This window comes from Pseudomonas sp. ML2-2023-3 (genome assembly GCF_037055275.1).
Classification (GTDB): domain Bacteria; phylum Pseudomonadota; class Gammaproteobacteria; order Pseudomonadales; family Pseudomonadaceae; genus Aquipseudomonas.
Genome location: NZ_CP146343.1, coordinates 3312030 through 3336286 on the forward strand (window position 1 = coordinate 3312030; position 24257 = coordinate 3336286).

Consider the following 24257-nt stretch of genomic DNA (forward strand, 5'->3'; position numbering starts at 1 on the left):
CACGTGTCATCCTTCACCCGCTTCGCGTCCGTGGGCGGCAGTAGCCAGTAGCCCGGTATCGACGCGCACAAAAATGGAATCGCCGACCGCCGTCAGCACATCGCCTGCATAGACTTCACACAGAATCCGCGTCTTGCGCCCCACATCACCTTCAACCCTGGCCCGCAGGGTCAGTGGCACGCCCATGGGGGTGGGTTTGATGAACTTGATTCCCAGGTTACCCGTCACGCAGTTGATGCGCGGCTTGCTGACCACATCGCGGTTCTCCTGGCGGTAGTGATAAGCCATTGCCGTCCAGTTGGAGTGACAATCAACCAGCATTGCGATCATGCCGCCGTACACCAGCTCGGGCCAGCCGCAGTACTTGGGGTCAGGCAAGTGTTCGGCGATGACATGCACGCCGTCCTCATGCCAGTAGCTCTTGATATGCAAACCCTGGGAATTACTGCTGCCGCAGCCGTAGCACACGCCATCTGGCGCGGCGGTATCCTGCAAGGAGGGAGTTAGCTGACTCATACCGTGATCATCCTGAATGGTGTGCCCTTTACGTTAACGTAAAGATAGACATTTTTCCTCGCGTTTCATGCAAGCGATGTTCGTTTTCCTGAAATGTAGATCGCCAACCGTTGAGCGGGTGAGCTCCACTCCTTGGCCACAACACGGCTTGCATCAGGGCGCTTTCGGGACGGCTGGACAGAGGCCTGTTGACGCCGGGAGCGGCAGGACTGTTTCAGCACTCAGAGGGTCTAGGCCTTGGTTGCGGCCCTGGGTTAGGATCATCGAAAGCAACAATGGACTCCCTCGATGACAGGATGCGATCTGGATGCAAACCCCCTTTTCTCAAATCAGCGAGCGCTTGCACAATCGACGGTTTTGCGTAGCCGGCAATACCCACGGGCTTTCGGGTGCAGGCACGGTATTTCATTACCTGGTCGATGAGCATGGCATTTCAGGCACTTATCAGGGCGGTCGGATCCGTACCGGCAATCAAGTCGGGCGCGTGACAGGTCCCGACAGCATTGAGCTGCTTTTCCAGTGCCTGACCACCGAAGGTGAGCTTCTTTCTGGCTGGTCCCGCGGCACGGTAGGTGTTGATTCGTCAGGGCATACGACTCTGGATTTTGTATGGGGCTGGCTGTCGGGCGCCACTGGCGGTGGCGAGTCCAGTTACGTAGAGCTTGGCGGGCACCTTGGGCTGCTGCCTGTATAAGTTGCCTACCCCCCCAAAAAAACGAGCTCATGCACACCGCCGCAATGGCAGGTCACGGTGCCGGGTGGCCTTTGCGCGCGCGTAGCAGAGGCCTGGATGAACGAAAGACATTGATCATTAAGGGGGTCTAAAGCATCAAAATTATTTGTGCTTATGAAAAATTTATATTGATTTTTTTAAGGGTGATACGGCTTTAGCATAAATCCACCTTGAAAAAGCCGTTGAGCAGCTCGCGTGCTGTTCGACTTCATAAGCCAATAAAAACTGCAGCCGGAGTCTTGATGAGTCTTTCTCCTTTCCACCTCGCAATCCCTGTTTATGACTTGGCCGCTACACGCACCTTTTACGGTGAAGTGTTCGGGCTCTCCGAGGGGCGATCCAGCACCCAATGGGTTGACTTTGACTTCTACGGTCACCAGTTGGTGATCCATGAGCACCCCAAGACCGCCTCTCAGGAAAGCGTGCACAGCAACCCGGTAGACGGCCACAACGTACCGGTGCCGCACTTCGGCATCATTCTTGAGTGGGCACAGTGGGAAGCCCTGGCCGAGCGACTGAAATCCTTCGGTACCGAGTTTGTGATTGAACCCTACATCCGATTCAAGGGGCAGGTCGGTGAGCAAGCCACCATGTTCCTGTTTGATCCGTGTGGTAATGCCCTCGAGTTCAAAGCGTTCAAGGACATGAGTCAGCTCTTCGCAAAATAATAAAAAACCTGGCGCAACACCGTTGCGCCAGGAAATCTCAAGTGAGCATGAAGCTCATGAATCTAGCTACTGCCTGATGCAGTCCTTTCATACAAATAAAAGGCTAGACATGAAACGTATCCCATTAGTTTGGCAAATTATTGCTGGGCTGTTGCTCGGCGTGCTCGTGGGTTGGTACTTCAATACCCACCCAACTTATTGAAGCGTCAGTTTGATGTGGTGGAACCCAACACGGTTTGGGTCACTGACATCACCTACATCCGCACGTACGAAGGCTGGCTGTATTTGGCAGTGGTACTGGACTTGTTTTCTCGCCAAGTAGTTGGCTGGTCAATGAAACCGCAGATGACAAGCGATTTGGCCATTGATGCATTATTGATGGCCGTTTGGAGGCGTAAACCAAAACAAGAGGTGATGGTTCACAGCGACCAAGGCAGCCAGTACAGCAGCTCCGATTGGCGTAGTTTCTTGAAGGCGAACAATTTGGTTGCCAGCATGAGTCGTCGAGGTAACTGCCACGATAATGCTGTCGCAGAAAGTTTTTTCCAGCTTTTGAAGCGAGAACGGATCAAGCGAAAAATCTACATCACACGGGAAGATGCTCGTGGTGATGTATTCGATTACATCGAGATGTTTTACAACGCAAAACGTCGTCATGGTTTCAACAATCAGCTGTCCCCGGTAGAGTTTGAAAAGCGTTACGCAGCGAGCTTGGAGAGTGTCTAAAGAACCCGGGGCGATTCAGTTTTTTGCCGTACTGCTCGGGATGGCGTTGAACGCATTACCCAAAACCAGGAGTGCGCCGGTCATTGCGGTTATTCAGGGTTTGTCTGATGCAATGTTCAAGGTCGTCTCGTTTGTCATGGCGTATGCGCCGATTGGCGTGTTCGGAATGATCGGGGCGACAGTCGCGACCTTTGGCTTTGCTTCACTGTTGCCATTGCTCAAGTTGATTGGTGTCGTGTACCTCGCACTGATTACCTTTGCCCTGGTGTTCCTTGGAGGTATTTGTTATCTGATCGGCGAAAACGTGTTCAAGCTGATCAAGTACTTCAGGGATGAGCTGATCCTGGCTTTTTCCAGTGCTGCCTCGGCAGCCGTGATGCCACAGTTGATCAGCAAGCTCGAAGCCTATGGCGTTCCACGGCGAATTGTCAGCTTCGTGGTACCGGTCGGTTACGCCTTCAATTTGGATGGCGCGTCCATTTTCCTGGGAGTGGCGACGATCTTTATCGCTCAGCTTTATGGCATTGAACTGTCGCTGACCCAGCAAATTCTGTTGGTGGTGACGATGGTCTTGACGTCAAAGGGCGCAGCAGGAGTACCTGGGTTCGCGATCATTATTCTCTCGGCCACCCTGGCATCGGCCGGACTGCCATTGGAAGGGGTCGCATTGATCGCCGGTATTTTCAGGATCATCGACAGCGGAACTACGACCTTGAATGTTCTCGGGAATGCCATTGCTCCCCTGGTGATCGCCAAGTGGGAGAGGGCTCCACTCGTACGTCAGGCTAGCGCGAGCGTTGGGCAAAGCACCTGATCTGAGATGTATAAGAGCCTTCCACGTTGAGAGCGTCGAAGGCTCTTTTTATGTCGATTGAGCACAGGGCTGGGAGCTGAGCTGTATGCGCGCAGAGGCGAACGTATAAAGTTGACGGACAAGGGTTGTGAGCCGACGAAAAATAATCAGCTTTAAATAATGGATCGACCGCGTAAAATCAGTCCCCTGTACGAGGGCAGGAGCCCGCCTGACAGGAAAACGCAAACGACGCCCAGCGCGTCATTTGATTCCTGCAGGTCACTCAGGAGGACAGGCCGTACGGGTGGGCCAAACTGCTCAATTCGCAATCGATTGCGTGTATTACTTCCACCCAGTCTTACCCGTGTAGATAACATTCGTCCGAGGTGCCAACGTGTCCAGACTTTCCCATCAGCAACTGCGGGTCGAATTTCGCAAGTTACTCGCTTCTACATCCTGCTTTCACACCGCCTCCGTGTTCGATCCCATGTCTGCCAGAATTGCCGCCGACCTGGGTTTTGAAGCCGGTATCCTGGGCGGTTCGGTTGCTTCGCTGCAAGTATTGGCAGCCCCAGATTTTGCCCTGATCACATTGAGTGAATTTACCGAGCAGGCGACCCGGATCGGGCGTGTGGCACAGTTGCCGATCATTGCCGATGCCGATCATGGTTACGGCAACGCACTCAACGTGATGCGTACCGTGGCGGAGCTGGAGCGTTCCGGCGTGGCTGCATTGACCATCGAAGATACCCTCCTGCCTGCGCAGTTCGGCCGCAAATCGACCGATCTGATCTCGATTGAAGAGGGCAGTGGCAAGATCAAGGCTGCCATTGAGTCTCGCGTAGATCCTGAACTGGTGATCATTGCCCGAACCAACGCCGGGACGTTATCCGTCGAGCATGTGAAATCCCGTATCAAGGCTTACACCGAGGCCGGTGCAGATGGTATTTGCCTGGTTGGCGTGAAGGATTTTGCTCACCTTGAGCAGATTGCCGAAGGCGTCGAGCTTCCGCTGATGCTGGTGACCTACGGAAACCCCGAACTGTCCGACAGCCAGCGTTTGGCTGCGCTGGGCGTGCGGATCGTGGTAGCCGGGCATGCGGCTTATTTTGCTTCGATCAAAGCCACTTACGACTGTTTGCGCGAACAGCGCAATGTCACCTGCAGCACCTCTGATCTGAGTGCTACAGAGTTGACCCACACCTACACGCGACCAGAGCGTTATCAGGTGTGGGCCAAAGAGTTCATGAACGTAGACGAGTAGTTAAATAAAGTGATCATGTTCAGCGACTGATTACCGTGGCAGGCATCATGTTTTTTTCAGAACCTGCTCGGTAATCAGCTGGACAAGTGACTTCACAGGCTCGGTGAGGCTGCGGCGCGCGCGATGCACGAGCCCGATATCACGATGAAATGTCCGTTGCTTCAGGTCTATGGCCCGAACCTCTGCCGGCCATCCTTGATGGGTTGCCGTTTCTGGAACCAGCGCAACGCCCACCCCATTGGCAACCAGCTTGATGATCGCATCCAGCTCATCGAGTTCGCATACTTCTCGCAAAACCACATGGGTTTGGCGCAAGAATCGGTCAACCTGCCGACCGCCGAAAGACGATCGGTCGTAGCGTATGAATGGCTGGGTCGAGACCAGTTCAGACCAGTCATCCCCGGGCATGTCGGCCGGCACGATGAGCCGATAGGGTTCGCGCGCCAGCGTTGTCCATCGCAAGTCACTTTGAAGTGAGAAAGGCGGGCGGATGATCACAGCCATGTCGATCTCGCCAGCATCCACCTGATTGACCAGCTCCATTGAAAGGCCCGGAATCACTCGAGTCCTGCACTCCAGGAATTGTTGGTGAAACTGCGCCAGCGCTTCCGGTAAAAACGAGCGTTGCACAGAGGCAATGGCTCCAATCGTCACCAGAATGCTTGCAGGCAGCCCAACAGTTGTTGTGCCCAGATTCTTGAACTGGCGCACCAGCTCCTGTCCCTGCAACAGTACTTGATGCCCCATCCGGTTGAGTTGGGCCGAGCGGCCTTGTCGGTCAAACAGCTCGACGCCGAGTTCCGCCTCAAGACGTTGCATTTGCGCACTGACAGCTGCCTGGGTCAGCCCTATCTTGCTGCCCGCAGCCGCAAAGGTGCCTTCTCTCGCCACGGCGATGAGGGTTTTCAATTCTTTAATCATGGTCAAATAATAGTTATGTTTATGCGGTAAATATATTCATTTCTGTTGTTGGTTGTCGCCGGTGACGGTGAAGCCAACTCACCGGTTTCAGGGCGGATACGTCGTCTATGAGCACGTTGCCCATCGCTGGCTGGAGGGGCGTGTGCGCACCGTTTAAAAGCATGCGACCCGCGATGCTTTTTTGATAGCATGCGCCGCACTATGAAGAAACCAGTCCAAGACATGCGCCAGCACATCATTGATGTCGCCCGATCGCTTATGACCCACAAGGGTTACACGGCGGTTGGCCTGACCGAGTTGCTTGGCGCCGCCGGCGTGCCTAAAGGCTCGTTTTATCACTACTTCCGCTCCAAGGATGAATTTGGCCAGGCACTGCTCGAAGAGTACTTTGAAGAGTACCTCTCGCGGGTTGATGTGCAGATGGCCAACGAGGGCAGCGGGGCAGAGCGACTGCTGAATTACCTGCGGTATTGGGCCCAGACCCAGGCTTTTGATCACACCGACCAAAAATGCCTGGTGGTCAAGCTGGGGGCAGAAGTGTGTGATCTCTCCGAAAACATGCGTGCCGTCCTTGAAAAAGGCACTGCGCGGATCATCGAGCGGATGACTCGCTGCGTTGAGCAAGGCAAATCCGATGGTTCCATCACCGCGCCCACTGAAGCCTCTGTACTGGCAGAAGCGCTTTATCAGATGTGGCTGGGTGCCTCTTTGCTGGTCAAGGTCAACAGAACCCACGCACCGTTTGATGTGGCGTTTGAAATGAGCCGTCGGCTGTTGGCCTGAAAAGCAGTCAGCGCAAAGCCAGAATCATCATTGGGCAAGGGAAGGGGCGAGCATCGCCACGGCGGTGGCGCCGATGCCCTCAAGGTCTTCACGACTGGCTCCATCATGGGCCTGCAACGACATGCCTTCGAGCAATGTATTCAACGCACTGGCGAGAATGCGGGTATTGGTCTGCGGCTTGAGTTGACCGTCCTCAACCCCGCGATCCAGTCGTTGCTGCAGGTAGTCCCGACCTTCCTGGCGCAGGGCTTTGAGTGCCGCCGAAACCTCTGCGGCATCCTCTGAAACGTTGACCGCCGCGAGAACCACCATGCAGCCACACGGAGCCATGGGTTCTGTCAGGATGGCGGCTGATGCCTGGAAAAAGTCGCTGATGCCGCGCACCAGGTCCGGCTCACTGCCCATTTTCTCCCAGGTGGCATCCCAGAAGGTCGCTTCGTAGTAGTCGACGGCTTCCAGAAACAACTTGGCCTTATTCCCAAACGCCGCGTACAGGCTGGGTGGGTTGATACCCATCGCGGTACACAGCTCTGCCACCGATGCAGGTTCATACCCGCGCCTCCAGAACACCGTCAGGGCCCGAAGCAGCGCCTGGTCGCGGTCGAACGTGCGAGGGCGCCCCTTGGTGCGCGGAGCGGAGGATGAGATGGCGTTGGTCATGGGGCGGACTACCTTAATGCCTGTCGCCAGAAAATCGCGTCTGGAGACGATGTTTAGGGGCCGATGATACACAAAATGCCCCGAGCCCGTTGTACGGTGCCAGCTGGCGGCAGTTTGAGGCAGGCCAGATACGACAGACCGTTGATCGAGAGTCATCCTGATCTTGGATAACTCCTAGACGACCGGTCTATTCATGCCTTAGGATACCTGCACCATTCACCCGGCTCGAACGCTGTATCGAGCTGGGACGCGCAGCGCTTAAAGATCCCTGACCAGGGCAAAGCGACTTTTTTTATTACCTAAATAGACGACTGGTCTATTAATTCAGGTTGACCATGACAGATAACAGTAACCGTACCGACTTGTTCACCCCCGTCACCATGGGTGACATTGAACTGGCTAATCGCATCGTAATGGCCCCTGTCACCCGCAGTCGCTATGGCGAAGACGGCATTCCCAACGAGATGCACGCGGAGTACTACGCGCAGCGTGCCACTGCCGGTTTGATCGTTGCCGAAGCCACCAATATCTCTCCTCAAGGCCGCGGTTATGCCGCTACGCCCGGCATCTGGAGCGACGAACAGGTTACAGGCTGGAAGAAAGTTACCGACGCCGTGCACGCTGCCGGCGGCAAGATCGTCAGCCAGCTCTGGCATGTGGGTCGTTTCTCCAGCGTAGAGTTGCAGCCAGACGGCGTTGCGCCGGTCGCACCTTCTGCGATCCAGGCTGAAGGTCAAACCTATACCGCGAATGGTTTTGTTCCGGTGTCGATGCCTCGAGCACTCGAAACCGATGAAATTCCGGGGATCATCGAACAGTACAAACGCGCTGCCGAAAATGCCAAGCGCGCCGGTTTTGATGGGGTGGAAGTTCACTCTGCCAATAGCTATCTTCTGGATCAATTTCTGCGCGACTCGACCAACCACCGAACCGACCACTACGGCGGCTCGATCGAAAACCGTGCACGCCTGACCCTGGAAGTGACAGACGCGATCGTCAAGATCTGGGGCAATGACCGCGTCGGTATCCGCTTGTCTCCGGTTACACCCGACGCCGGTAACACCCCCCCGGACAGCAACGTGATGGCACTGCACGGCTACCTGATCCAGCAGTTGAATGCCTTCAATCTCGCCTACCTGCATTTTGTTGAAGGGGCGACTGCAACTTCCCGTGAAGTGCCGGAAGGTGTGGACATGGACGCCCTGAGCGCACAGTTCAATGGCTTCTTTATCGGTAACAACAACTACGACCTGGAGATGGCAATCGAGCGACGCGCCCAAGGCAAGATCGATGCAGTTGCATTTGGTCGGCTGTTCATTTCCAACCCTGATCTGGTTGAGCGCTTGCGTCGTGACAGCCAACTGACCATTGCACCACGGGAGTCCTATTACGGTGGTGGCGCCAAGGGCTACACCGACTGGCCTGTCGGCAGCTACTGATCACGGCTGTATCAACGCGATATCCAAATCGATCGACACCGTGATCAACAATGCTGGCGACGTCACGTGACGTCCTTGGCTTCCACACTCAATGCTTCGCCGATGGCATAGAAATGGCCTCCCGCGATGTAGTGCAGGCTGCGAAGGTCCGGATGGGCGGTTTCAAAGTGCCAGTGCCCATCGCTGAAGACTCGGGTGTCTGCCCAGGCACCCACCACCTCGCCGATAAACAAGTCATAACTCGCCTGGTTGTGAGGCTCGTGTATCAACTTGCACGCAAGCCACGCCGAACAGCCCGCAACGAAGGGCAGGTCATGGCCGGGCATGCTGAATAACTGGACATCGCTCCTCGCCAGTTTGTCCGGCGTATCGGACAGACTCATGCTGCCAACATCACTGGTCAGTTTGAGCTGGGCCACGGTTGGAACCTGGATCACGAAAACGCCACTGCCCTCTACCAACTCACGAGTCCGGGTCATCTTGTCCAGCACTACAGTCACTTTTGGCGGTGAAAAATCCAGCGCGCAGGCCCACGCGGCGGCCATGACATCCTTTACCCCGTCGTGCTGAGCAGATACCAGTACGGTAGGGCCGTGATTGATCAGCCTGTAGGCCTTTTCAAGGGGTACAGCGGCAATGTAGTCGTCCATCGTTACTCCAGAAAAAAAGGCCCCGAATCCATGAATGGACCGGGGCCGTTCAGGTTTAAACCGAAGCCGTTCTGCTCAGGTGAAGCTGAAGGCTTTCATGGTCGCCTACGATGAGCGACCCGATGGCAGGGGTCAATTCGGTCTTCGAACCGGGCGCTATATTTAACCTTTGCCACTTATTACGCCCGCTGGTTTTTACCCGCGTCTACGCGCCTCGGGAATGCGTCTGCACGGATCAGGGGGCCACGTGGGTGTGGTAAATCTTGCTGACTACGGTCCACTTGGCTTCAACTTTCAGCAGGTTGAAAAAGTCGGTGAAACAGAAGCCGGAGATGTCATTGGTATCGATGCGTGCACTGGCAGCCGTACCGACGATATCGATGTTGACGATTGCGCTCTGGGCTTCTGGGGAAGGGCGGAATGCGTTGTCGATGATGTCGAACAACCCATGAATCGGGCCGCCGGTGAGTTTGCTCTCGGCGTCTACGCCAAAGATCGTGGCCTGCTCGCTGAAGGCAGGTTTCATGATGCTGCTGTTGGCGTGTTTGCCACCTTCGTTGTACTGGCTCAGTACGGCGACGATTGCGTTGTATTCCTGCACGTAAGTCGGATTGCTCATGATGGGGTCCTGTTTGTGGGTTCGCTCAACCATTAATGTAGTGCTCACTACTTAAGTGTGTTTATTCTATAGCGAGCACTACAATTTGTGCCAATGATTTCGTGGGCGGTCGTCGGGTGTGATGTAAATGGCAAGGCTTCGCCTCAAACGGGTTACCGTTCAGGCAATACATCAGCGAGCAGGCGAAGCACCGCAGAGCACGGGAAGGCGCCAAGGACGGGCATAAAGGGGGGGCACGAGCAGCTTCGTGCCAAGGGCAATGCGCGTGTGGTTGCGTGGTCGTGTTTTAACGCCGGTGGTAAACCGGCACGCAGCGTTACAAGGACATGCGCTCGACAAGGGGGCAGGGAACCTTGTGAGTGAAGGGCTCATCCTTGTTTTCGATCAGGTGCAAGGCGGCACGACGGCCCATTTCGTAATAGGGAAGTTGCACGGTGCTCAGGGGCGGGTAAAACAACTCCGCGACTCCGATCATGTTGTCGAAGCCAAGCACTGCAACGTCCGCCGGAATTCTCAAACCCTGGCCAAGCAGGAACTGATAGGCAATCAGGGCGATCCGGTCGTTACCACACACCAGCAGGTCGAAGGTCGGCTTTGCCGGTGACTCGCCCAATTCTCCCTTGAGCGCTTCAATGGTTTCGAGGTACTCGTCATCCGCAGACAAATCATATTGCAGCACACTGTCCAACGGGATGCCTGCCTCTGTGAATGCACGTGACAAGCCCTGCTGGCGCAACTTCCAGGCAATGCTGTGGCGGGGCAGATTAATGCACAGCGGGCGCCGATAACCCCGTTGAAGTGCCTGGCTCACCGCCTGGTACTGACCCTCTTCGTCATCAGAGACATAACACGCCACACCCGGGCTGGAGCTAATGCAGTTGCTCAGCACCAGCGGGTAGCTGCGCAGCGCCTCAGGTATCTCCAGCTCGCGCAGTTCCATGGAACTGAACACGATTCCGTCTGGACGATGTGACAGCATCAGATCGATGGATCGCGAATCCGGTGGGCTTTCGAACACGTTGATGATCAGGACGTTCCAGCCGTTTTCCCGTGCAGTGTGCTCAAGCGACAGCAGCATGTTCACGGCGAAAGGGGTCGTCGCGGTGTCCAGGGCGAAAACCCCGATCAGTTTGCTGCTGAAATGCCCGCCGCGAATATTGCGTGCGGAGAGATTGGGCACATAGCCCAGGGTCTCGATGGCTTGGCGGACAGTCGCCAGGGTTTCGGCATTGAGTTTTTCGGGAGTGTTGATCGCTCGAGACACGGTCATCAGGGAAACCCCCGCCAACCGTGCAACATCTTTAACCGAGGCCATTTACGAATGCCATTGAGTTTTCTCCATGCATGAAAGTCATGTCCGGCAAGAGCATGACATCATGGCAATGGTGACGTAAATGACCGAGTCTTTATCCCGCGTCGGCTCGACCGTTTCAGGTCAGAAAAAATAATACTTGAAGCGCACCCGGGCACCATAACGATCGCTGTCGTCATTTGCCCGACTCCCATCGTTATCGGGAAGGTTGAGCATTGACCAATAGGCACCCAGATCAATATTGAAGTTGTCCATGTCCATGACATTGGTGATGCGATAGGACGTGTGGATCGTGTGAATGTCATACCGGCCAGGAACAGTTGCCACACCGTCTTTGGCAACCAGATCATTCATGTTGAATGCTTGAATATCATTTTTGGCAAAGATGTAGCCGAGTTCAAAGTTGCGCCACAATATATTGCTCCCGGCACTGAAGTCTTTTTCATCCTTGGCGTTCATGTAGGCCGTGCTGATATTAAAGACAATGCCGTTGGAGGGATCCTCCTTTAATGAGTTCCAGGTAAAGGTCGCACCATATCCGGTGCGTTGTGACTGGTCTTGAATATCTCCCGAGGCATCGCGAAAACCATACGCATTGCTGACGATGTTGGTTTCCATCGCCAGCGCGATGGAGGCTTTGTCGAAACGCAACGCGGCGACGGGCCGGACATAGGCTGCATTTTTTTCATTTTCCAGCACATTGCCGTGATAGCCATTGTCGGCAAACAGGGTGGTGCCGTCCTTTACCAGGGTATTGAGTTCGAGGTACAGCGGCCCTGCCTCCTTGCTCAGCAGTACCGCGCCGCCACCGCTGCTGCGCCCGCGTCCTTCTTTCATCATATAGATGTAGCCGAAGCCATCGCTGTACAGGTCGTTGGAGGTATTGCCCGAATACTGGATGAACGTGTCCTGGTTAAGCGGGAACATGTCGTAGGCTTCAAAACGGCCAACTTTGATTTTCCAGTTTTTCTCCTGACCAAAAAAGAACGCCGCATCATCAGCACTCAAGTTCCCGGACACATTAACCAGTGGCTGAACGCTAAAGCCGGCGAACTGATCATTTTTGCCTTTGCGGTAGCCATCGAGTCCTAAAAGAATTCGCCCGTTGATATCCCATTTTTCCGAGTCACCGACACGCCAGTCTTTATTGTCATCGGTTTTGAACGATGTCAACTGACCCGCACTACTGGCAGCATCAAGGTTGAACTCTACATCGCCGTAAACTTTCAAATCGCCGTGTTCCGTAGTCCAGGTCATATCCGCCATGCCCGACGAAGAAAACATGCCCAGTAAACAAACAACTAAACTCTTTTTCATGGCCGTGCCCAATCAAGTTATGGACGCACTTTCCCTTGCCCAAGGAATGGGAGGGCGTACGTTTTTTTGTTTTAGTGTGCTGCGCGAGCAAGCCCAGCGACGTTCAATGCTCAACGTTCTGCTTTTTTAGTGCGCAAAGGCACCGCCGCTACACGACTGCTGTCGTGGCCGGTGGTGAAGGCGCGTGATCCGGGACGGTGGAGCAGGGGATTCGAGAAGACTCCGAGCGCAAGGTCAAGCACGAGATCAGGAGGCAAACGCCCACGACTCCCGCCATAAGGACATACACGCTGGAAAATCCAATATGGTCATAGCCATACCCGGCGACGGGGGCCAGGAACATGGCGGTCAACGACTGGGCAGCCTGGAAGCCCACGAGATAGATGGTCGAAGACAAGCGCGAATCGAAATTACCGGCAATGTACTTGAATGCGGAGACGAGCAAGATCGGCACTTCGAGGGCATGCAACATCTTGCAACTGGCTATCACCCACACATCCACGGCCACTCCGGACCCCAAAATGCGCACGAACATGATGGTGCCTGTGAGGATCAAGCCATTCTTGGCTCCGATCCGCGATACCAGCCAGGGTGCGAACAGCATGCACAGCGCTTCAACGAAGACCTGCGAGGAGTTCAGATAGCCGTAGGCGCGTATCCCGTCTTCCGGGTTCGGATAAAAGGAGGAGAAGTACACGGGGAACTGCTGGTCATAGACCGCGTAAATCCCGCAAACCCCGGTCATGAACAGGCCGAATGCCCAGAAGCGGGGCAGGGTCATGAGCACCCAGAAATCCTTCATCCGCAACGGGTTGGCAAACGCCTTGGCCGCCCGGGATGTTGAGTCGCAATACTTGCCCAGGTCCATGCGAAACAGGATCAGCAGAAAGATGATGCCGGACGCCGTGCTCATGTAGAACATGATGTTGGGGTTGATGCTGAACATGACCCCCACCACACCGGTGGCAGAAGCCCAGCCCAGCGATCCCCACAGCCTGGCCTTGCCGAACTCGAAGCCCATGTGGCGCGATAACCGCTCCGTGTAGGACTCCATCAGTCCAGCCCCTGCGAGCATGGCAAAGCCCAGAAACGCCGCACCCACCACGACGCCCAGTACCAGGTTCGTGGCCAACAGCCAGGAGTAGACATAGATACAAAAAGGCGCAGTGCAGCAGAGCAGGACACCAATCCAGACCAGCAGTTTTTTCGACATGCCCAGTCGATCCTGGAGCACGCCATAGAAAGGCAGGATAAGCATGGCCGCAATGGTGTTGGCCGCAAAGACCATGCCCGTTTCGGCGCCATTCAGACCTATCGCTTTGTGAATCCAGATAGAGAACAGCGAGAAGCTGGATGAGAATGCGAAGAAGAAAAAATAAAGCAAACCACTGACTTGCATGTACTCGATTTTTCTAGAAGCGCGCATTGAGGCACCCTCTTGTTTTTATTTTTGATAACGTTAACATCGAAGATATTACGCGCTTGGCGGTTGCTCGCTGTCAAGCGTAATTCCAGGGGAGGGCCTCAGGGATTGATTCTGATGGCGCGAGGTTTACCCCAACCCGGATGCGCCAGCGACAGGGACGGACCAGAGAGCTGGCCACTCAATACCCATTCAAACAAGGATAATCATGCACGCTGTCTTGCTGGATAAAGCGCATCACGCCATCAAAGAAAAACTGCCCGAACGCGGCAACGATCATCGCCTCGGTTTTCATCTGTCGCCCCCGGTGGGGTGGATGAATGACCCGAACGGGCTGGTGTATTTTCGGGGTGAATACCATGTGTTCTACCAGCATCACCCGTACTCACCACAGTGGGGGCCCATGCACTGGGGACACGCCAAAAGCCGTGACCTGGTGCGTTGGGAACACTTGCCCATTGCACTGGCGCCCAGTGAGCCCTATGACCGGGACGGGTGTTTTTCAGGCTCGGCAGCGGTGGTCGACGATACGCTTTACCTGATCTACACCGGGCATGTCTGGCTGGGTGAGCCACGGGATGACAATCAGATCGAGCAAGTGCAATGCCTTGCCAGCAGCACCGATGGCATCACCTTCACCAAGCACGGGGTGATCATCGACACACCACCGGCTCCTGAGATCAAGCATTTTCGCGACCCCAAGGTCTGGAAGCGCGGGGAAGAATGGTGGATGGCCCTGGGAGCCCGCAAAGGGGATGACCCGCAGCTGTTAATCTATCGCTCTGCGGACCTGTACCACTGGGAATACCTGAGCTGTGCCCTGCAAGGCGTGCGCGAGTCAGACGGCTACATGTGGGAATGCCCGGACCTGTTCGAACTCGATGGCAGCGACGTTTTCCTCTATTCGCCCCAAGGCCTCAAGCCCAGTGGCTACGACAACTGGAATACATTCCAGAACAGCTACCGAGTGGGCCAACTGGACGACAGCGGCCACTTCAACACGAGCGCAGCCCTGCACGAGCTCGATCACGGCCATGACTTTTATGCTGCCCAAACCCTGCTGGCACCGGACGGGCGACGCCTGCTTTGGGCGTGGATGGACATGTGGGACTGCCCGATGCCAAGTCAGGCGCAACACTGGTGCGGCGCGCTGTCCTTGCCCCGTGAGCTGAGTCGTGAAGGCGATCGCCTGCGCATGCGTCCCGCCCGTGAGCTGACTGCGTTACGCAAGTCCCGACACGGGCTGCAGATTCCGGTGGTGGAGTCTACCAGTCGCCCCCTCGATGTGCGTGGTGCACTGCTTGAAATTGAACTCGAACTGGATCTGGCTGGCAGCACCGCCGAACACTTTGGTCTCGCGCTTCGCTGCAGCGAAGATCAACACGAGCGGACGTTGTTGTACTTTGATGCCATGGCCCGTCGCCTGGTTCTCGACCGGCAACATTCGGGTGCGGGCGTGAGCGGTGTTCGCAGTGTTCCGATAAGCCCGGAACAGACCCGCATAGCACTGCGGATTTTTCTCGATCGCTCATCGATCGAGGTGTTCGTCGACGACGGTGCCTACACCATGACCAGCCGGATTTATCCACGGCCCGACAGCCTCGGGATAAGCGCTTTTGCCGTCAACGGGACAGGGGTGTTTGGCGATCTCGAGGCCTGGGAACTGACCGACCTTAAAATCTGACCTCATCCGGGATGAGCCCATTGGCACTGCCCGCCAATGGGCTCACAGGTGCTTGCTACGTCGGCAACGCTCTGAGCAGTAACGCACCTCATCCCAACAGCGAGCCCACTTCTTTCGCCATTGAAGGGCAGGCCACAGGTCACGCAGGTTTTGACGGGCAACTCGCTCTTTTTCAAAGTGACTCGCCTTTATCCAGTGTGGCGAGCAACAACTGGCCTCGCTGCCACAGCGCCTGCTGTTTGGATTCAGGCATCCGGTCAAGGTTTTTATAAATCATGCCCATGCGCTGATTGCCCCGCAAAAGCTCACCGTGACGCATCAGGAAGTGCCAATAGAGCGCGTTGAAAGGGCAGGCGTCATCGGTGGTGCTTTCGCTCACTTTGTAAGCGCAGCCTCGGCAATAGTCGGACATGCGCTTGATGTACTGGCCGCTGGCACAGTAAGGCTTGGACCCCAGATAGCCGCCATCGGCGTGCATGACCATGCCCAGCGTGTTGGGCAACTCCACCCAGTCGAAGGCATCCATGTAGATGGCCAGGTACCACTCGCATATTTGACTTGGCAGGATGCCGGCGAGGAGGGCGAAATTGCCGGTCACCATTAGCCGCTGAATATGGTGGGCGTAGGCATGTTCGAGGCTTTGGCCGATGGCTTGGCTCATGCAGTTCATTTTCGTGTCGCCTGTCCAGTAGAACTCTGGAAGCGACCGGGTGTTGCCGAATACATTGCCATCGGCATAGTCGGGCATCTTCAGCCAGTAAACCCCACGCACGTATTCCCGCCAGCCGATGAGTTGGCGAATAAAGCCTTCGGCGGCATTGAGTGCAATGCTGCCCGACCAGTACGCGGACTCCACATCGCTGCACAGCTGGCGAACATCCAGCAAGCCAATATTGAGCGCAGCACTGATGCGGGCATGAAACAGAAATGGCTCGTCGCTGGCCATGGCGTCCTGATAATCGCCGAAGGCTGCCAGGCCCCAGTCCAGAAAGTAGCTCCACAAGGCCTGAGCCTGGGCGTGAGTGACCGGATAGTCGAACGTATCGAGGGTGCCATAGTGGGTGGTGAAGTTTTTTGCCACCAGCTCCAGTACATCCCGGGTAATGGCATCGGGTGAGAAGCGGGCGGGCGAGGGCGGCTTGATACCTTTGGGCAGCGCCTTGCGGTTTTCTGCATCAAAGTTCCAGGCGCCCCCGACCGGACTGCCATCGCCGTTTAGTAACAATCCGCTCTTGCGTCGCATCTCCCGATAGAAATACTCCATGCGCAGCTGCTTTTTAGCATTCGCCCAGGCGGAAAACTCAGGGCGCGAGCAGAGAAAGCGAGCATCGCCATGCCACTGGATCCCCGAGCCACACGCCTTGAGTGAATGCTCCAGACGCCAGTCGCCGCACTCCGTCATATGGATTTCATCAGGCTGCAGGAGTGCTGCCCAGCGCCGTAATTCACCTGGCACCGATCCGCTGTTGTCCGGGTCATCGAGCTTGACGTACTGCACCCGGATTCCACGCTGTTGCAGCGCCTCGGCGAAGTGGCGCATGGCACTGAACACCAGAACGATTTTTTGCGGATGATGGGGCACATGGCTGGCTTCCTCCATCACCTCGACCAGCAGCACGGTGTCGTTTTCGGTATCCAGGCCCTGCAATGAACGAAGGTCAAAAGACAATTGGTCGCCCAAGACGAGGCACAGTCGGCGGATAGCATTCATCGAGCAGATTTCCGTTGAGTAGACACATGTGAAGGCCTGGGGACTTCGGGGCGAAAGGAAGTCAGGCTGCCTTGTACAGTAGAAAATTATTGTACAAGTATTTCGTGTCTGGCAGGCAGGAAAACGCCTGCGATCTTTTCCGGTCAGCGCCCATTCCCGGGGCTTGGGTGCTGGGTATCGACACACGGTTTTTTTCAAATGTATGTGTGTTGCGGCCGTGTTATAACGCGTGCATCCGTATAAAAACCCTAAGAAAAAACTATGCCCTCGATCTTGTATTCCGTTGATGTCAATTCCTTGTACCTGTTGGTCTCCATGCTGCTGGGTTTATGCGTGGCGGCTTTCGCGGGGAAGATGACCTGGGGTCAAAAAGTCAGGCGTGACGCTGCGTTTGATGATGAATTGAAAGTCGTACTGGGTGGGACGCTGTCCATGTTTGGTTTGCTCATGGGCTTCATTCTTTCGTTTGCAATCAGTGGTCTGAACACCCGGATGACGGCTGAAGAAAATGAAGCCATTGCCATTGGCAACGCCTTCCAGCGTACAACGTTGCTGAGCGAGTCCCAGCAAGAGCAAGCCGAAAAAATGCTGATGGACTACCTGGCTATCCGCATTTCATTCTTTGCCACGGAGGATGACGACCAGCGCGCAGCCATCCGGTTGGACTCCATTAAAATGCAATCGCACATGTGGGCTTTGATCAGCAAGATTGCCAAGGAAAAACCCAGTTCGATGATTGTCACGGCCCTCAACGCCACGAATGAGCTGTATGTGTCGCAACAAAAGACGATGGCCAGCTGGCGGCCTCAAATACCCGGTGTGGCGTGGGCGCTATTGATCCTGTTTGCCGTCTGTTCCAACTTTTTGATTGGCTACAACGTCAAGGGCAGCCGGGGTGGAAACACCCTGGTCTGTGTGATGCCGATATTTACAGCTTTGGCGTTATTCATGATTGCGGAAATTGACGTTCCCGGCAAAGGCATCATTCAGGTGGTTCCAGATAACTTGAGGGCTCTTATAGTGACGCTGGAACACGGTGGGCTGACTTTATAACCAGCTAAAGCTGCTTGCTTTAGAGGCACTTGATAATAAGTGCTCAAGCGTGGCGCCCCCTTGCCTGTCTTGTGTCTGGCATGGAGGTGCCTACGGAATCCGGGGTAATGCACCATGAATAACGATCACAAACCCGCCAGGCCGATCTTTGACCTGGACATGCTCAGAACGATGGTGATGGTCGCCGATTGCGGCAGTTTCACCACCGCTGCAACCAGACTGCACTCCACTCAATCCACCGTCAGCCAGAAGGTGCGCCGACTGGAGGAGCTTGTGGGGCACCAGTTGCTTGATCGAAGCAGCCGGGAAATACGTCCCACTGATGCCGGCATCATCCTGTTGGGGTATGCGCGCCATCTTCTGGCCGTGAGCAATCAGTTGGGCGAGGCGCTTTCGAGCGGAATGAGCGTCACCATACGGCTCGGTGTTCCTGATGATTTCGCCGCAAGCAAAACCATGCCCGTGCTGGCCGCCTTCAATCGCAAGCACCCCAAGGTGAAGCTGGAAATCATCAGTGGATTGAGTTCAGACCTGCTTCGCAGCTATGACCGCGGCGAGCTGGACCTGATTCTGATAAAACAGCGACGCCACAGCCGTGAGGCCAACGCTTGCCGATCAGAAACCATGGAGTGGATTGATAGCGCGACGCGTCCGTGTTTCGACCAGGACCCTATACCCCTGGTGACATTTCCGTCACGGGGACTCTATCGGGATGACATGATCAGTGCGCTCGAAGCCCTTGGCCGTACGTGGCGCATCTGTTTCACGGGCACCAGCCTTGCCAGTATTCAGGAGGCAGTGGCCAATGGGTTTGGTGTCAGCCTGCTCCCAACCCGGGCAGTCACTCCTGATCACAAGGTGCTGGGTGTCGAGGACGGGTTGAGCCCGATTACCGCATTCGAGATAGCCGTATTCCATCGCCCGAGCATCGACCCGGTGATCAAAGAACTGGCTGATGTGCTCATCCAGATAGTGGATGAAGAGGTGCATTGATCAAACGTGCCGGATGAGCGAGGCATCTGGCGCCAGGGCGATGCCTCTCAGTACGCCTATGCCCCTCTCTAATGTACGCAGATGACCTGCTGCCGGCAGTAGCGGTCGAAGCCACTTTATTAAAAATCCGAATACTTGGGATTCCTTTTATTAACTTTCAATAGGGCGCAGTGCCGGTCTAGGATCCGTTGCAAGGACGTGGATGAATCAAGGCCCGCCGGGCCATCCCGTTCTACCTGGGTTATCCAAAACTACAACAACGAGTGCTGCGTATAGACGGGTGGCAGCTACAGGCTGCGGGCGCTTTCGATGCCTGTTCTGGACAGAACGCCAAGGCACGGTCGAGGCACACACCCCCTAATTCGCTCAGCGCATCAGGGTCCCATATGAATAGCAATCCCAAGATACTGCGTGCCTCCCTCATCTTCATTGCGTGTACGGCGTTTATCGTGTGTGGTGTTCAACCCATTTTCATGGGGTTGCTGACAGATCAGTTGAATCTGTCGCTGGATCAACAGGGCTGGGTGGTTTCAATAGAAATGGTCGGGATGACATTGGGCACCATTATTTGTCCACCGCTGATGAAGCGCTACAGCGCCAGAAACCTGTGCCTCTACACAGGCATGCTTTGCGTTGCGCTCAGTGTCGCCACAGCATGGGCATCAACGAACAATCTGTTGCTGGTGGTGCGACTGCTTGCCGGGACCTGCGCGGGATTGATCTACGCGTATGCCGTATCAACCCTGGGTCGTCTTCCCAATCAGGACCGCTCATTCGGGTTGATGCTGCTTTTGCAAACGCCTGAATATTCGTTTTTCTCCGCAGCACTGCCCATTCTCGCGGTACAAAGCGGAATCGTGACCGCGCTGTGCTCTTTCGGCCTGTGGTACGTCCTGATCTGTGTTGCCAGCCTTGCGCTGCCGCGCAAGGTGGCTGACACCAGCCAGACGCTACAAAGGGTCGCGGCCCAGGATGGTTCGTCACGGGAAGGGCGCAGTGCGCTGATCGGAATGCTGTTCATGCAAATCGCCATCTACTGCGTGTGGGGCTTCATCGATCAACTGGCCCGGGATCAGGGTATTTCCAGTGTCGATATTGGCTGGGCATTTGGCCTTTCGGCTATCGCCGGTTTGCCGGGCGCAGCGCTTCCAAGCCTGCTGGGTGGGCGTGTCAATCGCCGCTTCATGATTGGCCTGGGCTTGCTGTCCGTGTTTGTGTCGATTGCCATGCTCACCTCGTACACGCGCACACCCACTCAACTGTTCGCCGCTCTTTTCTTGCTGCAATTCGGCTGGGTACTCGCGCTGTGTTACTACATGGCATTGATTACCACCAACGATCCCACCGGCAAACTGACGCCTCTGGTCAGTATTACGCTGATGGGGGCTGCAGCCGTGACGCCGGCAGCCATTGCGCTGCTGGTGCAGGGCTCCAACCACCAACTGATCTTTGTGCTCGGCACAGGTGCACTGCTGGTGGCCTTCGCGGTGACTTGCCTGGGCGGGCATGCAAAGGGCATCTGGCGCGAAAGAAGTGCGTGCCATGACTGATCGCGCTTCGGCTTTCATCGCAGCCTGCGCGCCGCGTGCAGGCAAGGTGTCACTGACCGCACTGGTGCTGCTGGTGCTGCTTGGCTTGAATTTGCGGCCCTTTTTGACTTCGGTTGGGCCCGTGCTCGATTTGGTGCGTGGCGACATTGGCCTGGATTTTCGCGCCGCCGCAATGCTGACCACCTTGCCCTTCGTGTTGATGGGGCTGATGGCCTTTATTGGTATAGGTCTGGCCCGGCGCTTTGGGGAAAGGCAGGCGCTGACCGGCGCATTATTGCTGCTGATGCTCGGGTGTGCGTCACGGGCGGTGGTCAAGGACGGCGCGCAGTTGATCGCCTGCGCGGGTATCGCCGGCACCGGCGTGGCGGTGATCCAGGCCTTGGTGCCGGGGATCGCTAAGCGCTGGTTTCCTCAACAGATAGCGATGGCGATGGGGCTTTACTCGGCGGCACTGGTCGGCGGCGGGGCGCTGGGCTCGCTGGCAAGCACGTGGCTCACTGCCTATGGCGGCTGGAGGTTGGGCCTTTCCGTGTGGGCGTTGCCGGCACTTGTCGTGCTCCTGCTCTGGCTGCTATGCGCGCCGCGCACACCACCGCTGGTTGCAAGCGGACCTGCTCCGGTTTTGAGCAGCTTCTTCAAGAACCGGCGGGCGTGGCAGTTGGCTGCCTACTTTGGACTCACCAACAGCGGCTATTCGAGTCTGGTGGCATGGTTGCCGTCCTTCTACCAGCAGCAGAACATGGGCCTGCAGGCTTCGGGCAACCTGCTCGCCTGGTTGGCGATATTCCAGGCGACGGCGGCATTCGCCATGCCGATGCTGGCACGGCGCAGTGCTGACCGACGCGGGCCCTTATTGCTCACGATAGCGCTGCAGACTGTGGGTTTCGCCGGTTTCGCCCTGGCTCCCAACGCCGCGCCGTGGGTGTGGGTTGCACTGGCCGGGTTTGGCCTCGGCGGGTTTTTCTCGCTCAGCCTGATTGTCGCGCTCGACCATTTGCCCGGCGCCCAAGCGGCTGGCACCTTGGCAGCCTTCGTCCAGGGGGTTGGTTTCTTGCTCGCATCAAGCGCTCCCTGGTTGATCGGCTGGCTGCTTGACTGCGGTGGCAGCTTCATTACGGGGTGGTGGTTACACATTGGGGTTCTCGCCGTGATGGCGATGCTGACGCTCAACTTCTCTCCAGCGAGCTACCGCCCCAGCATGGGAGAGAGGTGAGCCAGGTTCAACCAGGCATGCCGCGCGTCCGGGTTTTGCGGGCGCTACGTGATCGAACACTGCCTCGTTCCAGTCGTCATTGCTCCCACTGTTCCAGCAATATGGCGACGAATTTTTCCGCTGCCGGCGACAGTGACGCGCCTCGCCGGTAAACCAGCCCCAACGATCGGTTCACAACCGGATCTACCAGCGGGACGCTCACCAGCGTTGGGTGATCCACTGCCGGCATTGCCAGGCTGGGCATGGCCGACACGCCAAGACCCGCTTCCACCAGGCCAAGCGACGTTGACAGGTGCTGCACCTCATAGAACCACTGCGGACGCCAGCTCAAGCCCGAGAGGGCGTGGTCAAGCAGCATCCGGTTGCCGCTCAGGCGACCGACCCCGATAAGACGGTAATTGCTGAGTTCTGCCCAGGACACCGAGCTGCGCTCTGCCAGCTCATGATCGCGTCGGCAAGCCAGGACAAAAGGCTCGTTGACCAACGGCACGAACTCAATGTCCGGGTGCTGGCCGCTCATCATATTGATGCCAAAGTCGGCTTCACCGCGCAGAACAGCTTCCAGCCCTTCGTTCGCACTCAGATCCAGAAGCCGGATGCGGATTTGTGGATAGCGCTCGTTATAAAGGCGTATTACCGACGGGAGAAAGTAAAAGGCCGCTGTCGGGATGCAGGCCAGCGTGACACGGCCGCTTTGGCGTTCTGCCAGCTCCCGGATGTTGAGAATCGAATCGTCGAAGTCATCCAGCAGGCGTCGAGCCTTGGGCAGAAAGTCCCGCCCAACGCTTGTAAGGCTCACTCGTCGAGTCGTGCGGTCAAGAAGCGCTGTTCCTAATCCGTCTTCGAGCTTTTTCATCCTGCGGCTTAACGCCGGCTGGGAAAGATGCAACGCATCCGCAGCCTCGTGAAAGCTGCCAAGTTCTGCGATTTTAACGAAAGATCGTATGTCATTCAGCTCATAATTCATCATTTTGATCCAGGCCGAAGAGAAGGGTGCGTTCAAATCATCCTAAATTTATCATTCGTCAAACGCAATAATCCGGCTGATATTTGCATTGGAAACAATTTTAGAAGCCTGCGACTCTTGCTTCCAAGACATCAATCACCCGGATTGATCAACAAGAGTCCGTCCCATGCAAAGAATTCCCTGTGTGCTAATGCGCGGTGGTACCTCCAAGGGCCCGGTATTTCTCGCCTGGGATCTACCGGCTGCCATCGAAGAACGTGACGAGTTGCTTCTCAACCTGATGGGCTCTGGCCACGAACTTGAGATTGACGGTATCGGTGGCGGCAGCCCGCAAACCAGCAAAGTGGCGATCGTAAGCCCTTCGCTTCACGCTGACGCTGACGTCGACTATCTGTTCGTTCAAGTCATGGTCTCCCAGCGTCGGGTCGATACCGCGCCCAATTGCGGCAATATGCTGTGCGCCGTCGGCCCGTTTGCCATCGAGCAGGGGCTGGTGAAAGCGTCCGCCGATCTGACGCGGGTGCGTATTCGCAACCTGAACACCGGGACATTTGTAAACGCCGAGGTACAGACCCCCGGCGGCAAGGTCAGTTATGAAGGCGACACTGCCATCGACGGCGTACCGGGCACCGCCGCGCCTGTGCAACTGACGTTCCTGGACGCTGCTGGCAGCAAGACCGGCAAACTGTTCCCCACCGGGCACACACAGGATGTGATCGACGGTTTTGCGGTGACCTGCATCGACATGGCGATGCCGATGATGATCGTCGAGGCCAGCCAGTTGGGTAAGCAGGGTGATGAAAGTCCCGCTGAACTGGATGCCGACGTTGAGTTTCTGCGCCGACTGGAATCCCTGCGCCTGAAAGCCGGTTTTGCAATGGGCCTGGGCGATGTCAGTGACAAAGTGATTCCCAAGCCGGTGCTCGTGTCACCGGCCAGGTCTGGCGGTACGATTCAGGTGCGCTACTTCATGCCTCACACCTGTCATCGTGCACTGGCAATCACCGGAGCCATTGGCCTGGCGACCGCCTGTGTCACGGAGGGCAGCGTGGTCTCGCAACTGCTGGACAACGTTGATGAACCCCGCTTGAAACATGTACGAATTGAACATCCAAGCGGCGGGATAGACGTTGTATTGTCTTACACCGGCGCTCGGGAAGAGACCATACGCGCCTCGGTCGTGCGCACATCGCGCAGGCTGTTCTCCGGTTTTGTTTACGCTACAGCTTCCCAACGACTCGCCGGATAATTTCCCCCAGGTC

At 56.2% G+C, this 24257-nt stretch carries 21 protein-coding genes and 3 pseudogenes; 13 read left to right on the forward strand and 11 right to left on the reverse strand.

Annotation, left to right across the window (positions count from 1 at the left end):
• Positions 1-6: 6 nt before the first annotated feature.
• On the reverse strand, positions 7-516 hold the full coding sequence (locus V6P94_RS15155; protein ID WP_338647416.1) for a PaaI family thioesterase: 510 nt from the start codon (positions 514-516) through the stop codon (positions 7-9).
• A gap of 307 nt (positions 517-823) precedes the next feature.
• Between V6P94_RS15155 and V6P94_RS15160 the strand changes: the two genes are divergently transcribed.
• From V6P94_RS15160 to V6P94_RS15180, 5 genes and pseudogenes are all read left to right on the forward strand, one after another.
• The gene (locus V6P94_RS15160) at positions 824-1210 is read left to right on the forward strand and encodes a hypothetical protein (RefSeq protein ID WP_338647418.1); all 387 of its coding nucleotides are present in this window, start codon (positions 824-826) and stop codon (positions 1208-1210) included.
• Positions 1211-1491: 281 nt separating this feature from the next.
• Entirely contained in the window at positions 1492-1917 is a 426-nt protein-coding gene (locus V6P94_RS15165; RefSeq protein WP_338647420.1) for a VOC family protein, read from the forward strand.
• Between the two features lie 189 nt (positions 1918-2106).
• Positions 2107-2643 (forward strand): annotated as a pseudogene (locus tag V6P94_RS15170) (IS3 family transposase); the annotation flags it as partial.
• A gap of 10 nt (positions 2644-2653) precedes the next feature.
• Positions 2654-3457 (forward strand): annotated as a pseudogene (locus V6P94_RS15175) (cation:dicarboxylate symporter family transporter); the annotation flags it as partial.
• Positions 3458-3830: 373 nt separating this feature from the next.
• A complete protein-coding gene (locus V6P94_RS15180; protein WP_133079179.1) occupies positions 3831-4700 on the forward strand; it encodes an oxaloacetate decarboxylase in 870 nt (289 codons plus the stop codon).
• Positions 4701-4745: 45 nt separating this feature from the next.
• Here the strand turns inward: V6P94_RS15180 and V6P94_RS15185 are convergent, their stop codons facing one another.
• The gene (locus V6P94_RS15185) at positions 4746-5621 is read right to left on the reverse strand and encodes a LysR family transcriptional regulator (protein WP_326426774.1); all 876 of its coding nucleotides are present in this window, start codon (positions 5619-5621) and stop codon (positions 4746-4748) included.
• Positions 5622-5822: 201 nt separating this feature from the next.
• On the opposite strand from V6P94_RS15185, the gene V6P94_RS15190 reads away from it, so the two are divergent.
• Positions 5823-6404: a TetR/AcrR family transcriptional regulator gene (locus tag V6P94_RS15190; RefSeq protein ID WP_338647423.1), complete on the forward strand. Its 582-nt coding sequence runs from the start codon at positions 5823-5825 to the stop codon at positions 6402-6404.
• 27 nt (positions 6405-6431) lie between these two features.
• Here the strand turns inward: V6P94_RS15190 and V6P94_RS15195 are convergent, their stop codons facing one another.
• Positions 6432-7064 (reverse strand): TetR/AcrR family transcriptional regulator, encoded by a 633-nt coding sequence (locus tag V6P94_RS15195; RefSeq protein WP_338647426.1) that lies wholly within the window; start codon positions 7062-7064, stop codon positions 6432-6434.
• A 335-nt stretch (positions 7065-7399) separates the two neighbouring features.
• Here V6P94_RS15195 and V6P94_RS15200 point away from each other — a divergent pair, with 335 nt between their 5' ends.
• The gene (locus V6P94_RS15200) at positions 7400-8503 is read left to right on the forward strand and encodes an alkene reductase (RefSeq protein WP_133079176.1); all 1104 of its coding nucleotides are present in this window, start codon (positions 7400-7402) and stop codon (positions 8501-8503) included.
• A gap of 62 nt (positions 8504-8565) precedes the next feature.
• Here the strand turns inward: V6P94_RS15200 and V6P94_RS15205 are convergent, their stop codons facing one another.
• The 5 genes from V6P94_RS15205 to V6P94_RS15225 form a co-directional block, all read right to left on the reverse strand.
• The gene (locus V6P94_RS15205) at positions 8566-9153 is read right to left on the reverse strand and encodes a flavin reductase family protein (protein ID WP_133079175.1); all 588 of its coding nucleotides are present in this window, start codon (positions 9151-9153) and stop codon (positions 8566-8568) included.
• Positions 9154-9388: 235 nt separating this feature from the next.
• Positions 9389-9772 carry a nuclear transport factor 2 family protein gene (locus V6P94_RS15210; RefSeq protein ID WP_338647429.1) on the reverse strand — a complete coding sequence of 128 codons (384 nt, stop codon included), beginning with the start codon at positions 9770-9772 and terminating at the stop codon, positions 9389-9391.
• Positions 9773-10088: 316 nt separating this feature from the next.
• Positions 10089-11087 (reverse strand): LacI family DNA-binding transcriptional regulator, encoded by a 999-nt coding sequence (locus tag V6P94_RS15215; protein WP_133079173.1) that lies wholly within the window; start codon positions 11085-11087, stop codon positions 10089-10091.
• Between the two features lie 120 nt (positions 11088-11207).
• On the reverse strand, positions 11208-12401 hold the full coding sequence (locus V6P94_RS15220; RefSeq protein ID WP_338647433.1) for a carbohydrate porin: 1194 nt from the start codon (positions 12399-12401) through the stop codon (positions 11208-11210).
• Positions 12402-12549: 148 nt separating this feature from the next.
• Positions 12550-13827: an MFS transporter gene (locus tag V6P94_RS15225; protein WP_338647436.1), complete on the reverse strand. Its 1278-nt coding sequence runs from the start codon at positions 13825-13827 to the stop codon at positions 12550-12552.
• Positions 13828-14032: 205 nt separating this feature from the next.
• On the opposite strand from V6P94_RS15225, the gene V6P94_RS15230 reads away from it, so the two are divergent.
• A complete protein-coding gene (locus tag V6P94_RS15230; protein WP_133079170.1) occupies positions 14033-15508 on the forward strand; it encodes a sucrose-6-phosphate hydrolase in 1476 nt (491 codons plus the stop codon).
• 42 nt (positions 15509-15550) lie between these two features.
• Here the strand turns inward: V6P94_RS15230 and V6P94_RS15235 are convergent.
• Positions 15551-15684, reverse strand: a pseudogene (locus V6P94_RS15235) (DUF2256 domain-containing protein).
• Positions 15681-17219, reverse strand: coding sequence for a cryptochrome/photolyase family protein (locus V6P94_RS15240; protein ID WP_338647439.1), 1539 nt, complete (start codon positions 17217-17219; stop codon positions 15681-15683). Before V6P94_RS15240 ends, V6P94_RS15235 begins: the two are co-directional and overlap by 4 nt.
• A 261-nt stretch (positions 17220-17480) precedes the next feature.
• Between V6P94_RS15240 and V6P94_RS15245 the strand changes: the two genes are divergently transcribed.
• The 4 genes from V6P94_RS15245 to V6P94_RS15260 all read left to right on the forward strand — a co-directional run bounded on the left by V6P94_RS15245 (position 17481) and on the right by V6P94_RS15260 (position 22028).
• A complete protein-coding gene (locus V6P94_RS15245; RefSeq protein WP_338647441.1) occupies positions 17481-18272 on the forward strand; it encodes a hypothetical protein in 792 nt (263 codons plus the stop codon).
• Between the two features lie 114 nt (positions 18273-18386).
• Entirely contained in the window at positions 18387-19265 is an 879-nt protein-coding gene (locus V6P94_RS15250; RefSeq protein ID WP_133079167.1) for a LysR substrate-binding domain-containing protein, read from the forward strand.
• 386 nt (positions 19266-19651) lie between these two features.
• Positions 19652-20815 carry an MFS transporter gene (locus V6P94_RS15255; RefSeq protein WP_338647444.1) on the forward strand — a complete coding sequence of 388 codons (1164 nt, stop codon included), beginning with the start codon at positions 19652-19654 and terminating at the stop codon, positions 20813-20815.
• Positions 20808-22028, forward strand: coding sequence for a cyanate transporter (locus tag V6P94_RS15260; protein ID WP_338647446.1), 1221 nt, complete (start codon positions 20808-20810; stop codon positions 22026-22028). Before V6P94_RS15255 ends, V6P94_RS15260 begins: the two co-directional genes overlap by 8 nt.
• Positions 22029-22104: 76 nt before the next feature.
• On the opposite strand, the gene V6P94_RS15265 is transcribed toward V6P94_RS15260, so the two are convergent.
• Positions 22105-22995, reverse strand: a complete 891-nt coding sequence (locus V6P94_RS15265) for a LysR family transcriptional regulator (protein WP_133079164.1) — start codon at positions 22993-22995, stop codon at positions 22105-22107.
• A 166-nt stretch (positions 22996-23161) separates the two neighbouring features.
• Here V6P94_RS15265 and V6P94_RS15270 point away from each other — a divergent pair, with 166 nt between their 5' ends.
• The gene (locus tag V6P94_RS15270) at positions 23162-24244 is read left to right on the forward strand and encodes a 4-oxalomesaconate tautomerase (protein ID WP_338647448.1); all 1083 of its coding nucleotides are present in this window, start codon (positions 23162-23164) and stop codon (positions 24242-24244) included.
• Positions 24245-24257 lie beyond the last annotated feature (13 nt).